Origin of the sequence: Mesorhizobium sp. M1182 (genome assembly GCF_040318335.1) — a bacterium.
Taxonomy (GTDB): domain Bacteria; phylum Pseudomonadota; class Alphaproteobacteria; order Rhizobiales; family Rhizobiaceae; genus Mesorhizobium.
Genome location: NZ_JAMYMD010000002.1, coordinates 225,534 through 238,432, shown reverse-complemented (window position 1 = coordinate 238,432; position 12,899 = coordinate 225,534). Strand labels below are relative to the sequence as shown.

Annotated in this window: 13 protein-coding genes, 1 tRNA gene and 1 pseudogene; 11 read left to right on the top strand and 4 right to left on the bottom strand. The window is 63.5% G+C overall.

Features of this window, described 5'->3' with window-relative positions; genetic code table 11:
• Nucleotides 1-99 precede the first annotated feature (99 nt).
• The 3 genes from NKH33_RS03695 (at nt 100) to NKH33_RS03685 (ending at nt 4,045) form a co-directional block, all read left to right on the top strand.
• Nucleotides 100-1,677, top strand: a complete 1,578-nt coding sequence (locus NKH33_RS03695; RefSeq protein WP_352918238.1) for a sigma-54-dependent transcriptional regulator — start codon at nt 100-102, stop codon at nt 1,675-1,677.
• Between the two features lie 359 nt (nt 1,678-2,036).
• Nucleotides 2,037-3,890 carry a peptidoglycan L,D-endopeptidase MepK gene (gene mepK, locus NKH33_RS03690; RefSeq protein ID WP_352918237.1) on the top strand — a complete coding sequence of 618 codons (1,854 nt, stop codon included), beginning with the start codon at nt 2,037-2,039 and terminating at the stop codon, nt 3,888-3,890.
• 81 nt (nt 3,891-3,971) lie between these two features.
• A tRNA-Gln gene (locus NKH33_RS03685) sits at nt 3,972-4,045 on the top strand.
• A gap of 43 nt (nt 4,046-4,088) precedes the next feature.
• Here the strand turns inward: NKH33_RS03685 and NKH33_RS03680 are convergent.
• Nucleotides 4,089-4,727 (bottom strand): 2-dehydro-3-deoxy-phosphogluconate aldolase, encoded by a 639-nt coding sequence (locus NKH33_RS03680; protein WP_352469543.1) that lies wholly within the window; start codon nt 4,725-4,727, stop codon nt 4,089-4,091.
• Nucleotides 4,728-4,898: 171 nt separating this feature from the next.
• Between NKH33_RS03680 and trhO the strand changes: the two genes are divergently transcribed.
• Complete coding sequence (trhO, locus tag NKH33_RS03675; protein WP_502896418.1) at nt 4,899-5,819, top strand: oxygen-dependent tRNA uridine(34) hydroxylase TrhO; 921 nt, start codon at nt 4,899-4,901, stop codon at nt 5,817-5,819.
• 22 nt (nt 5,820-5,841) lie between these two features.
• Here trhO and NKH33_RS03670 read toward each other — a convergent pair whose 3' ends face one another.
• Nucleotides 5,842-6,201: a YybH family protein gene (locus NKH33_RS03670; protein WP_352918233.1), complete on the bottom strand. Its 360-nt coding sequence runs from the start codon at nt 6,199-6,201 to the stop codon at nt 5,842-5,844.
• 276 nt (nt 6,202-6,477) lie between these two features.
• Here NKH33_RS03670 and NKH33_RS03665 point away from each other — a divergent pair, with 276 nt between their 5' ends.
• From NKH33_RS03665 to NKH33_RS03650, 4 genes and pseudogenes are all read left to right on the top strand, one after another.
• Nucleotides 6,478-7,224 carry a tellurite resistance TerB family protein gene (locus NKH33_RS03665; protein WP_352918231.1) on the top strand — a complete coding sequence of 249 codons (747 nt, stop codon included), beginning with the start codon at nt 6,478-6,480 and terminating at the stop codon, nt 7,222-7,224.
• Nucleotides 7,225-7,445: 221 nt separating this feature from the next.
• Nucleotides 7,446-8,201 carry an SDR family oxidoreductase gene (locus tag NKH33_RS03660; RefSeq protein ID WP_352478254.1) on the top strand — a complete coding sequence of 252 codons (756 nt, stop codon included), beginning with the start codon at nt 7,446-7,448 and terminating at the stop codon, nt 8,199-8,201.
• A 192-nt stretch (nt 8,202-8,393) separates the two neighbouring features.
• Nucleotides 8,394-8,846 (top strand): hypothetical protein, encoded by a 453-nt coding sequence (locus NKH33_RS03655; protein ID WP_023680980.1) that lies wholly within the window; start codon nt 8,394-8,396, stop codon nt 8,844-8,846.
• A gap of 25 nt (nt 8,847-8,871) precedes the next feature.
• Nucleotides 8,872-9,179: pseudogene (locus tag NKH33_RS03650) on the top strand (transposase); the annotation flags it as partial.
• On the opposite strand, the gene NKH33_RS03645 reads toward NKH33_RS03650, so the two are convergent.
• A complete protein-coding gene (locus NKH33_RS03645; RefSeq protein WP_254816974.1) occupies nt 9,176-9,556 on the bottom strand; it encodes a YciI family protein in 381 nt (126 codons plus the stop codon). The pseudogene NKH33_RS03650 and the gene NKH33_RS03645 overlap by 4 nt on opposite strands.
• A 22-nt stretch (nt 9,557-9,578) precedes the next feature.
• Nucleotides 9,579-10,763 (bottom strand): pyridoxal phosphate-dependent aminotransferase, encoded by a 1,185-nt coding sequence (locus tag NKH33_RS03640; protein WP_352918230.1) that lies wholly within the window; start codon nt 10,761-10,763, stop codon nt 9,579-9,581.
• Between the two features lie 83 nt (nt 10,764-10,846).
• On the opposite strand from NKH33_RS03640, the gene NKH33_RS03635 reads away from it, so the two are divergent.
• From NKH33_RS03635 to NKH33_RS03625, 3 genes are all read left to right on the top strand, one after another.
• Nucleotides 10,847-11,533 (top strand): GNAT family N-acetyltransferase, encoded by a 687-nt coding sequence (locus tag NKH33_RS03635; RefSeq protein ID WP_352918228.1) that lies wholly within the window; start codon nt 10,847-10,849, stop codon nt 11,531-11,533.
• 113 nt (nt 11,534-11,646) lie between these two features.
• Complete coding sequence (locus NKH33_RS03630) at nt 11,647-12,624, top strand: cation diffusion facilitator family transporter (RefSeq protein WP_352918227.1); 978 nt, start codon at nt 11,647-11,649, stop codon at nt 12,622-12,624.
• A 68-nt stretch (nt 12,625-12,692) separates the two neighbouring features.
• Entirely contained in the window at nt 12,693-12,899 is a 207-nt protein-coding gene (locus NKH33_RS03625; RefSeq protein WP_352448198.1) for a hypothetical protein, read from the top strand.

The following is a 12,899-nucleotide window of genomic DNA, read 5'->3' as shown; positions in this document are numbered from 1 at the left end:
TAAGGAATTCATTCACCGGGTTTTTTGAAAGCTTATTTAGAACCCTGTGCCAAGATGATCCATAGGGCGCATTCTCGGGCGGGCACGGTCGGATCAGTCATGGCAGCTTCCATACTCATAGTCGATGACGATCCCGTGCAGCGCAGGCTGCTCGAGGCGGCGGTGACGAAATTCGGCCACACCGCGATCGTCGCCGATGGCGGCGAGGCCGGTCTCCATCTCGTCGACGGACCCAATGCGCGCGACGTGTCGGTGATCATCCTCGACCTGATGATGCCGGGCCTCGATGGCATCGGCGTGCTGAAGGCGATGCGCGAGCGTGGCATCCACATTCCCGTCATCGTGCAGACCGCACAGGGCGGCATCGAAACCGTCGTTTCGGCAATGCGTCACGGCGCCTTCGACTTCGTCGTCAAGCCGGCCTCTCCCGACAGGCTGCAGGCGTCGATCGGCAACGCCCTCAAGGTCGAAGCGCTCGAAGGCGAAGTGAAGCGCTCGTCACGGCAGCGCGGCGGCCATCTGACGTTCAAGGACATGATCACCCACAGTCCGGCGATGGATCGGGTGATCCGGCTCGGCAGCAAGGCGGCGGCGTCCAACATTCCGATCCTGATCGAAGGTGAATCCGGCGTCGGCAAGGAACTGGTGGCGCGCGCCATCCAGGGCAGCGGCGACCGCCGCTCGAAACCCTTCGTCACCGTCAATTGCGGCGCCATCCCCGACAATCTGGTCGAATCGATCCTGTTCGGGCACGAGAAGGGCTCGTTCACCGGCGCCACCGAAAAACATACCGGCAAGTTCGTCGAAGCGCACACCGGCACGCTGTTTCTTGACGAGATCGGCGACCTGCCGCTCGACGTGCAGGTCAAGCTGTTGCGCGCCGTACAGGACGGCGAGGTCGATCCGGTTGGCGGCCGCTTGACCGTCAGGGTCGACATCAGGCTGATCTCGGCAACCCATCGCAACCTGCTGCAGCAGGTCAAGGACGGCAAGTTCCGCGAGGACCTGTTCTACCGGCTGAACGTCTATCCGATCTTCGTGCCGCCATTGCGCGACCGTCGCGACGACATCCCCTATCTGGTCGAGCACTTCATGGAGAAGGTGGCGCCCGCCGATCCGCGCCACCGCCTGCGAGGCATCTCGGCTGCGGCGCTTGCCATGCTGCAGGCCTATGACTGGCCGGGCAACATAAGGCAGCTCGAAAACGCCGTCTTCCGGGCCTCGGTGCTCGCCGACGGCGACATGCTGACCGAAGAAGAATTCCCGCAGATCCGGGCGCAAGTCGAGGGCACGGTCAATCTCGATTCGGGTATCGCCTTGCCAGCTCCAGGGTGGCCAGCTTCAGGGGGGCCAACTCCAGGGTGGCCAGCTTCCGGAGTGGGTTCGGGCAGCCAGCCGCGCGACAACATATCGGCCGCTGGCGGCATCGCAGCCGCCGACGCCGATGCACCAGCCAAGCCTCGTTTCGGCACGCTGCGGGCGCTCGACGAGCGCGGCAATGTGCGTGCGCTGGCCGACGTCGAACTCGAAATGATCAAGCTCGCCATCGATCACTATAACGGCCAGATGAGCGAAGTCGCCCGCCGCCTCGGCATCGGCCGGTCGACGCTCTACCGCAAGCTCAAGGAATACGGCATCGACCCGGAAACCGGCCGCGTCGAACGGCTCGCTTCCTGAGTCACAGGGCCAAGCCGGTTCTCATCCGGACATCATTCCACGCAACTGCGCCTCGAAATGATGTGTTCGCCACAGTGTTCACGTATTAAGGCGGACGGTAACAGATCGTGTTTCGAGCTGGCGCCAAAACATGATCTAAACCAGCGGTTTACCAAGATGTCCTGCGCAATATTTTTGGCGGGATATCGCCACCGTGTTACCGCATTTCGGCTTCAATAAGCGATGATTAACCATTAGGATCGATATTCGGATGCACACACCACGCATCCGTTTGGTCAAATCCGGGGACAAAACGGCAGCCTGCAAGGCCTTTTGATTTGAACAGAATCGAACGACACGAAAACGGGCGGCATTATCACATGAGCGTCTGGCCGAGATGGCTGGCAGCGGTGATTGTTGCCGTCGGGTTCCTTGCAGCGGCGGCAACCGGCGCCAGCGCCGAGACACGTTCGCTGAAGCTCTATCATCTCCACACGCATGAAAAGGCGGAGATCGTCTACAAGCGCAACGGCCGCTACGACCAGGCGGGCTTGCGAAAGATCAACATCATCCTGCGCGACTGGCGTCGCAACGAGCCGACCAAGATGGATCCGCGCCTGCTGGACCTGGTCTGGGAGGCCTATCGGGAGAGCGGCGCCACCGACTACATACAGGTCGTCTGCGGCTATCGTTCGCCGGCCACGAATTCGATGCTGCGCAGCCGCAGCAGGGGCGTCGCCGAAAAAAGCCAGCACATGCTCGGCAGGGCGATGGATTTCTATATTCCCGGCGTGCCGCTGAAGAAGCTGCGCGACGTCGGCCTCAGGATGCAGGGCGGCGGCGTCGGCTACTACCCCAGCTCCGGCTCGCCCTTCGTGCATATGGATGTCGGCAATGTGCGCCACTGGCCCGGCATCAGCCGCCAGGAACTGGCGCGCGTGTTCCCCAACGGCAAGACGCTGCATGTGCCGAGCGACGGCAAGCCGCTGCCTGGTTATCAACAGGCGCTCGCCTCCTACAAGGCCCGCAAGGGCGCCGGCGCACCGGCCATCGAACTGGCCAGCGCAAGCGGCGGCGGCAAAAAATCCCGTGGGTTCCTGGCAGCCTTGTTCGGCGGTGGCGACGACGAGGCGGACGACAGCGCCGACGTGGCGATGGCCGAGCCGGCGCCAAAGCCCCGTAACGTGAAGCCGGCGCCGTCCGCCAAGAGCAGCAACCTGCCTGGCATTGCCATCGTCGCGCCTCAGGATGCCAAGCGCGCTCAGATTCCGGAAGTCGCCGATGCTCCGGCGCCTGCGCCTGAACCGGAGGATGACACGCCGGAGACGATCATCGCGGCATTGCCTGCCCGCAGCATCCCGCTGCCGGATTTTGCTCCGCGCCCGAAGACGGACGTCGGCGGCCAGCCGCCTGAGAACGTTCCGTTCGGCGTGGCGGATGCGGCTGGATCGACTGAACAGGCGGTGGCGACCGCGCAAGCGCCGGCAAGTGTGGCGCCGGCAAATGTTCCGTTCGGCATAGCAGACCCGTCTGCTGCGGCCGGCCCGGTGCAGGTCGCTGCAAACAACATTCCCGTGCCGAGCTGGCGGCCCGATCATTCGCTGCCGGCCGATCTTTCGCCTGCTAGTCTTGCGCCGCAGGACAAGCAAGTGTTGCTGGCGCTGGCGAGTGCGGCCGAGCGGAGCAACACCGCCACCGACGCATTCTCGGTGTTGCCGTCGGCGCGGCCCGACAGTTCCCAGCCCGACGAGGTCAAGGCCGTTCTGGAAAGGGTCAGCGCGACCGACGAATACAAGGTCGCGTCGCTTTCCGAGCAAGCATCGGTGTTCGAGGAACCGGCGAGCGACGACGGGGCATCGAGCGACGGGGCATCGCCGCGCGAGGCCATCGTTGCCCGCCCGGCCGGCTCCGATCCGGCCGCCGTCATCGGTGCAGGCGTGAAGACCACACGCAAGGAACCCAGGGCCACCGCCCGCGACCTGAAGCCCGGCCCCAAGCCGGTGGTGGTCGCCGCCGCGCCGCAGGCCGCCCGGTGGGCGCTGCACAGCGGTGAGTATGTCGCAGCTGTTTCAGATGCGACAACGGCGCCGCGCTACGCCTACGACTTCGTCCGTACGGCACCGAGCGAGGTCTATACGATAGGCTTCCAGCCGGGCAACGAGATGGCCGACGCAAACCGGTTCACCGGCAAAGCCGTCAAGTTCATGTCGGTTGCCCGCTTCAAGACCGAGTAGGCCGCGCTGGGCACCTCGCGCGGCCTCCACCGCCGGCACTGGCTTCCTTCATCCAGGGATGCTAACCACTGGTCGGCATTCTCCCGCTTCGTCTAATGGTAGGACAGCGCCCTTTGAAGGCGTGAATCGTGGTTCGAGCCCATGAGCGGGAACCAGCCCGGCGAACCAGATCGGCGGCGGCTTTTGATGCAGAAGATGCTAGCGCCCGAGCTTGCTTGCCGCGCGCGCCAAGGCTTCGATCTCGTCCCATTTGCCGGCCTTGACCAGATCGTCCGGCGCCACCCAGGAACCGCCGACGCAGATGACGTTGGGCAGGCTGAGGTAGTCCGCGGCATTCTTGCCGGTGATACCGCCGGTCGGGCAGAATTTCACGTCGGCAAGCGGCGAGGCGAAAGCCTTGAGCGAAGCGATGCCGCCCGACTGTTCGGCCGGGAAGAATTTCAGAAAGCGCAGGCCGGCTTCGCGGGCGGCCATGACCTCTCCCGGCGTGATGGCGCCGGGCAGCAACGGCACGTCGCTGTCCTTGGCTGCCGCGAGAAGCTCGCGGGTGATGCCGGGGCTGACGATGAACTTCGAACCGGCGGCCGCCGCCTCGCCGAACTGCCGGGCGTCCAGGATGGTGCCGGCGCCGACGACGGCGTCTTCAACCTCGCCCGCCACCCGGCGGATCGCCTCCAGCGCGTCGGCGGTGCGCAGCGTGATCTCGATCGCCGGCAGGCCGCCGCGGGCCAGCGCCCGGGCCAGCGGCACCGCGTCGGCGGGATTGGCGATCTTCAGCACCGGTATGACCGGCTGGCCGTTGAGGAGCGACAGGAGCTTTTCGGTCGTGCTGGGCATTCGTCGTCTCTCTCCTCTGTTGATCAAGTCGACCGGTTAGCAGAAGGCGGTTTTTCTGTCCACGAAACGCGGCGTGTCGCGATGTCACGCGTGGTGTTCGAAACCTTCCGCGGTCAGACCGCTCCCGGCTCTGCCTTGATCCGGCTGTCGTGAGCGTCTAGTGGCTTGGTGATGACACTTCCCAGCCAAGCCTTCCGCGTTGCCGCGCTTTACCGCTTCGCCCGGCTCGACACCTTCGAGGCGCTGCGCGCGCCGCTCGCCGCCTTCTGCTGCGCACGCGGCATCAAAGGCACGCTGCTGTTGGCGCGTGAGGGCATCAACGGCACGGTCGCCGGCAGTGAACCGGCAATCGCGGCGCTCATCGATCATCTCGAATCCATCGACGGTCTCGCCGGCCTCGAGATCAAATACAGCAACGCCGCAACGATGCCGTTCCACCGCATGAAGGTGCGGTTGAAGCGCGAGATCGTCACCATGGGCGTGGAGAATATCGATCCGGCGGCAGGTGCAGGCACCTATGTCGCGCCGGCCGACTGGAATGCACTGATCTCGGATACGGGCACCATCGTCATCGACACGCGCAATGCCTACGAGGTGTCGCTCGGCACCTTCAAGGGCGCTGTCGATCCCGCCACCAACAGCTTCCGCGAATTCCCGGCCTGGGTCGAGCAGCATCGGCACGAGCTCGACCGGCGCAAGGTCGCCATGTTCTGCACCGGCGGCATTCGCTGCGAGAAAGCGACAGCCTATGTGAAGTCGCTCGGTTTGGAGGATGTGTTCCACCTCAAGGGCGGCATTCTGAAATATCTCGAGGATGTGCCCGCCGAACAGAGCCTCTGGCAAGGCGAATGCTTCGTCTTCGACGAGCGCGTTTCGGTATCGCACGGGCTGGTCGAAGGCGAGGCCGAACTCTGCCGCGCCTGCCGGCATCCGCTAGCCGCGGAAGACCGGCTGTCGCCGCAATATGCCACCGGCGTTTCATGCCCGCATTGCTTCGATGCCCGCTCGGACGAAGATCGCGCCCGCTACGCCGAGCGCCAGCACCAGGTCGAGCTGGCGCAAGCACGCGGCGACCGCCACATCGGAAGTTAGCTTCACGTTAAGCAACTTCACGTCAAGCAACAGAGAAACGATCGATGACCCACAGCCATGTCCCGTCGCTCTGCCGGCGCGCGACCTCGGTGGTGATGGTGCCGTCGGGAAGCCGGGTCGAGGTCAGCGCCAGGTCGCCATTGATGATAGCCGGGCGCTGATCTTCGGACTGAAATTTTCGGCCGGTTGCGGTGATCTCCGCGAACAGTGCCCGGATGGCTTCGCGGCCGAACGTCAGGTGTCCGCCACCGCTGTCGATGACTGCATGCGGCTCAAAAAGCGCGGCCATGCCGTCAATGTCTCCGACCCATTGCCGCGAAATCAACAGGCGCTCCAGCTCCTGGGGATCGCGTGCCGGCTGGCGGTCTGTCTCATCGGTCATGCCAGGCTCCTCTCAAGCGACATGCCGGACATTACTCGAAGTCGAAGCTGGTTTCGACACGTCCGATGTCCACAGCACCGCGCGTTTTTTGACGCGGAAGGAGGCTGCAGCACTATAATTTCCGCGTGAAATCCAAGCAGATGTCGGTGCGAGGTCATGCGTGGCAGCGGGCAAAAGGACGCGCCGCGTCATTGTAATGTCAAACTGCGGGACCTAGGTCTTCGACGTCGAAACCCTGCCCGCGCACCTTCGGCCGGGCCAATTCTGGAGGCATAGATGTTCGATCCCAAGAAGCTCCTCGACGATCTGCTCGGCTCGCAAGTCCCCGGCACCGGATCAACCGTCCGCTACAAGGCCGGGCAGGCGGTGCAGATGGCCAAGGACAATCCGCTTGCAGCCGGTGCGCTGGCCGCGGTGCTGCTCGGAACCGGCCCAGGCCGCCAGGTCACCGGTGCGGCGGTGAAGCTTGGTGGGTTGGCTGCGATCGGCGGCCTCGCCTACAAGGCCTACCAGAACTACAAGAACGGCAACGCGCCGGCCGAGACGCAAGCTGCAGGCGAACCGGAATTGCTGCCGCCGCCGGCCGATACCGCCTTCCATCCGTCGCAAGCGCCGCAGGGCGAAGACGAATTCACGCTGACGCTGGTCAGGGCGATGATCTCGGCGGCGAAGGCCGACGGTCACGTCGATGACGAAGAGCGGCAGAAGATCGCCGGCAAGCTCAGCCTCGCCGGCGTCGGCGCCGAAGCGGAGAAATTCCTGATGTCGGAACTGGAGGCGCCGCTCGATCTGGATGTGCTGATCGCCGGGGCCAAGACCGATGCGCAAAAGCTGGAACTCTACACCGCCTCGCGTCTTGCCATCGATCCGGACACGCGGGCCGAACGCGGCTATCTCGACCTGCTTGCCGGCCGTCTCGGCCTGCCGGATGCGCTGGTCGACCATGTCGAGGCGACGGTGACGGCGGCGAAGGTGCCGGTAGCGGGCAGCACGGCCAAGCCGGTCGCAGGCTCGCGCTGGTAGCTCGAAGAGGAAGCCTCGGAGCTCGGCGCCGTTGGCGTTAGCTTCTCGTTAATCCGGTGAGCGCATGATTTCAGTCAGTCGGATCGGCTTTCCTCCTCCCATGCCCGGTTCGGATCAGGGGCGGTCGCCAACGGCCGCCCTTTTTGTGAGCACAGGCTTTGGGCCGGCTTGCCATGGTTCCCGTCATTTGCGATGCCTCATCTCTTTCAGGGAGTACAGCCATGACCGACTATAAAACCGCCATCGTCACCGGCGCCGGCACGGGCATCGGCAAAAGCGTCGCCACGGCGCTGCTCAAGGCCGGCTGGAATACGGTCTTCTGCGGTCGCCGCAAGCCGGTGCTGGAGGATGCGATCGCCGCGGCCGGGCCGACGCAGGCCAAGGCATTGGCCTTCGCCTGCGACATCAGCAAGGCCGATCAGGTCGACGATCTGTTCGAGACGGTGGCGGCGGCTTTCGGGCGCGTCGACCTGCTCTTCAACAATGCCGGCACGAGCTACAAATCGACATTGATCGACGACATCCCGGTCGAAGTGTGGAACGACATCGTCGGGGTCAATCTCACCGGCTCGTTCCTGTGTGCTCGCGCCGCGTTCGGCGCCATGCGCAGGCAGCAGCCGATGGGCGGCCGCATCATCAACAACGGCTCGGTATCGGCCTATGCGCCACGGCCGGGCTCGGTGCCCTATACGGCGACCAAGCACGCCATCACCGGGCTGACCAAGACGCTGGCGCTGGACGGCAGGCCCTTCGACATTGCTTGCGGCCAGATCGACATCGGCAACGCGCTGACCGACATGGCGCAGGCGATGACGGTCGGCGTGCCGCAAGCCAACGGCACCATTGCCGCCGAAGCAGTGATGGATGTCGAGCGCGTCGCCGATGCCGTCCTCCATATGGCCAGCCTGCCGCTCGACGCCAACGTGCTGTTCATGACCGTGATGGCGACGAAGATGCCATTTGTCGGGCGAGGGTAGGCAACCGGTCCAGGTTGCATAAATGTCGTTGTCCCAAAACCGCTGCGCACTTTTGGGCGACATGCACAAGACTAGGCCGTAAACTCATAAATGCGGAATGACCGGGATAGGTGGAAAGCGGGCTTGGGATTTGTGGAAAGCGCTCATGGCGTATGTCATGCTAGAACTGCATTCATAGAGAATGGTTCCTGCATGAATTGGGAACAGATAGCATCGGATTTCGCTTGGGACGGCTACTGGCGAGACATCTACGTTCTGAACACGTCTGAGGCAGATTGGCAGGTCGTCTGGGACATCCTCCTCGAATGGACCCCGCCTGCGAGTTTCAGCGTCTCCGGCAAGATCGAGTCGATGCCTTTGGGCGTCGAAGCGGCCCTGGAAAGCGAAACTGGCAGCTTACTGTCTTTTTACGTCGGGCCAATCCAGCTTGCATGTCACTTCTTCAGCGCTGTCGAAATTGAGTTCGACTTCGATCCAAGGCAAGTCAGCGGAAAAACCGAGGTTGAGAAGCTTGACCGCTTTATGCGATTGCTCGGTGATGCTACTGGGAAGCAGATAATTCTCACGCAGGAAAATGATCAAGAGGCTATCATCGCCCGCTACTCTCCCGATCTTGAGAGTGTGGTCTGGACGGCACTTTCATAGCCAAATGTCTGCCTCCGCAGCGGACTTGATCAAAGATTTGCCTGAAGGTGCGATGCTGCTCGCCGACAAGGGCTACGATGCCAACGCATTGCGCACTGCCATCACCGACCAGAACACTTGGGCCAATATCCCGCCCAAAGCCTATCGCAAGGCCCCGATCTGCTTCAGCCCTTCCTATACAAAGCCCGTAACCTGATCGAGCGCTTCTTCAACAAAGCCAAACAGTTCCGTCGCATCGCGACGCGCTACGACAAGCTGGCTGAGAACTTTCTTGCCGCCCTAAAACTGGTCGCAATCCGCATCTGGCCACGTAGCTATGAGTCTACGTCCTAGGGCCGGGTGACCGGAAGCGGCACGCCGGGAAGATAGAGCGAAATCGGGCGGATTTCGTAGACGGCGGTCGGATTGACGCGGCGAAGGTCGCGCGCAATGTCGATGGCGGCGTCACGGTTGGCGCAGTCGACGACATAGAGCCCCAGCAATTGTTCCTTGGTCTCGGCAAAGGGGCCGTCGATAACCATTCCGGTGCCTGGCCCGCGCAAGGTGCAGGCGTCTTGTGTCGCGCCGAGCCGGGCCGCCGGCCCAAGGGTGCCTTGCCGGTAGAGCCGATCGTTGATCTGGAGAAGATCGGTCATCAGCGCCGCATCCTGCTCAGGCGTCAGTGCCGTGATCGCTTCTTCCTCGTGATAGGCAAGAATGGCATAGAACATCTGGCGTCTCCTTTCGTCGTCCTCACTTCGCCAGGAACGCCTCGATCCGCTCCAGCGCGCGCAGGATGTTCTCTTCGGAATTCGCGTAGGACAGCCTGACATAGCCTTCGCCGAGAATGCCGAAATCGGGGCCGCCGATCAGCGCCACGCCGGCATCCTCGAGCAGCGCCGAGGCGAGCTTCTTGGCCTTCCAGCCGGTCTTGGAAACATTGGGGAAGGCATAGAAGGCGCCTTTCGGCGTGATGCATGAAACGCCCGGCAAGGCATTCAACCCCTCGACCGCGACCTTCCTGCGGCGGTCGAAGGCGCGCATCATCTTGTCGACGTCGTCCTGCGGGCCGTCGATGGCGGCTATGCCGGCATACTGGCTCGGCGCGTTGACGCAGGACCAGCAATTGACCGCCAGCTTGCGCACCTTGTCATAGAGATGCGCGCCCTTGTCGCCGTTCGGCCAGATCGACCAGCCCATGCGCCAGCCGGTCATCGCCCAGGTCTTCGACCAGCCGTTGAGCACGATCAGCCGATCACGGATTTCGGGGAAGGCGAGCAGCGAACAGTGCGTCTCGCCGTCATAGGTCATCACGTCGTAGATCTCGTCGGAGAGGATGGCGACGTCCGGGTGCGCTTGCAGCCCCTTGACCAGCTTTTCAATCTCGGCGCGCGGCGTGACGCCGCCGGTCGGGTTGGCGGGCGAGTTGAGGATCAGCAGCCTGGTCTTCGGGGTGATCAGCGCCAGTGTCTCCGCGGCCGAAAAGGCAAAGCCGTTCTCCTCGCGCATCGGCACCGGGATGGGGGCAGCACCGGTGAACTCGATCATCGAGCGGTAGATCGGAAAGCCGGGATCGGGATAGAGGATTTCGGCGCCCGGCTCGCCGAACATCAGGATCGCCGCGAACATGGTCGGCTTGCCGCCGGGCAGGATCATCACCGCTTCGGGCGAGACTTCGACGCCGGTGGTGGCCAGCGTGCGGCGTACCACCGCTTCGCGCGTCGCCAGCAGGCCGTTGGCCGGCGTATAGCCGTGATGGCCATCGCGCAGCGCCTTGATCGCGGCCTCGACGATGTGCTGCGGCGTCTTGAAGTCGGGCTGGCCGATGCCGAGATTGACAATATCGCGGCCCTGGTGGGCAAGTGCCGTGGCACGCGCCAGCACCGCGAACGCATTTTCCTCGCCGAGGCGGTCGAAGGCCGAAATCGTGTGGAGCATTTTTCCCGTCCGTGTGGTTCTTTCAGCGAGCGTGCGTTTTTGTGAGCGTCCGCCCGCAAAAGTCAAACGGATTGGAGTTTTCGGTGTCGGAAAATCTCAAGAATTGGCAACCGCGCCCGCGGCCCGAACGCAAGGTGCTGGAGGGGCGAACTGTCAGGCTGGAGCCGCTCAACGCCGAAAAACACGGTGACGGCCTGTTCGAGGCCTCGTCGGTGGCCGATGCCGGCGGCCGCTTCGCCTGGCTGCCAGACTACCCGCCGGAGAGCCGTGCCGCCTTCCAGCCGTGGCTGGACAAGGCAGAAGCCAGCGAGGACCCGCTGTTCTTCACGGTCATCGACAAGGCCAGCGGCAAGGTCGCCGGGCGCCAGACGCTGATGCGCATCGACGCCGCCTACGGCGTCATCGAGATCGGCAACATCTATTGGGGCCCGTTGATCTCGCGAAAGCCGGCGGCGACGGAAGCGCAGTTCCTGTTCATGAAGTATGTCTTCGACGAGCTTGGCTACCGCCGCTACGAATGGAAATGCAACAATCGCAACGAGCCGTCGAAGCGCGCGGCGGAACGTTTCGGCTTCAAGTTCGAGGGCATTTTCCGTCAGCATCTTGTGGTCAAGGGCGAAAACCGCGATACCGCGTGGTATTCGATCATCGACAAGGAATGGCCTGATCTGCGCAGAGCCTATGAAGCGTGGCTCGATCCGGCCAATTTCGACAGCGATGGCCAGCAGAAGCGGCGGCTCGAGGATTTTCGCGCCGAGTTCGGCGCCTGACCATGCTCCCGAAAAGTGGTATCCGGTTTTCGGATAGGATTATGGTCAAACGAGAAGACAGAGCCTCCATCCCGAGTCTGCCGGGATAGATCAGGCTCTAGCAGGGGCTATAGATGGCGCATACCCACGACCACGCTGCGCAGGGCCACGACCACAGCCATGGCGCAGGTCATGTGCACGGCTCGACCGACAAGAAGCGCGTGCTGATCGCTGCCTGCCTGACCGCCGGCTTCATGGTCGCGGAGACGCTGGGCGCCATCTTCACCGGTTCACTGGCGCTGCTGGCGGATGCCGGCCATATGCTTGCCGATTGCGTCGCGCTCGGCCTTGCCTGGTATGCCTTTCACCTTGCGAGCCGGCCGGCGACCGTGCGCCTCACCTACGGCTTCGGCCGGGTCAAGACACTGGTCGCCTACACCAACGGCATCGCCATCTTCGCCATTGCGCTGTGGATCGTCTATGAGGCCTGGGGGCGTTTGCTGACCCCTGAGCCCGTGCTCGGCGGGCCGATGCTGGTCGTTGCCATCGCCGGCCTGCTGGTCAATCTCGGCTCGTTCTACGTGCTGCATGGCGGCGACCACGGCAGCCTGAATATGCGCGGCGCCATCCTGCACGTGCTCGGCGACCTGCTCGGCTCGGCAGCGGCGATCGTCGCGGCGCTGGTGATCCTGGCGACGGGCTGGACGCCCATCGATCCGATCCTGTCGATCCTGGTCTCGCTGCTGATCCTGTCCACGGCCTGGTCGCTGATGCGCGAAGCCGCCCACGTCCTGCTCGAGGGCGTGCCGGCAAGCCTCGACCGCGACCTGATCGCCAGGGACATCGAGGCGACAATCAAGGGCGTGCGCGAGGTGCATCACATGCATGTCTGGTCGATCGACGGTTCCAGCAACATGGCGACGTTGCATGCCTGCCTCAATGACGGCGTCGACGCGCATATGGCGGTCAGCGCGATCAAGAAGCGGCTTGCGGCGGAACATGGCATAGCCCATGCCACGGTTGAACCGGAATTCGGCCGATGTGCGGACAGCCATGAGCATGATGACGAGCACGATCACGCGCATGATGCGGCACCGCACCGCGGCCATTAGCACTGACTTCGGGAGTTCTGGGCATTGGCAACGATCGACATGAACTCTCGCCACCCTGGCGCCGCGTAATGGACCGCGACACCCGCAATGCGGCGATCGGCGCCGCCTGGGTTTTGCTGCTGTTCGGCATCGCAGCCTATTATCTTCCAACAGTGATGCTGGCGGTCGGCAAGGTCTCGACGGTGCTTGCCGGTGTCGTCGCGGCGATCTTCATGGTGGCAATCTTCGTCGTGTTCTGGCTGCGTAGCCGCAGCCAGCGCAAAAAGGGAAAGTGA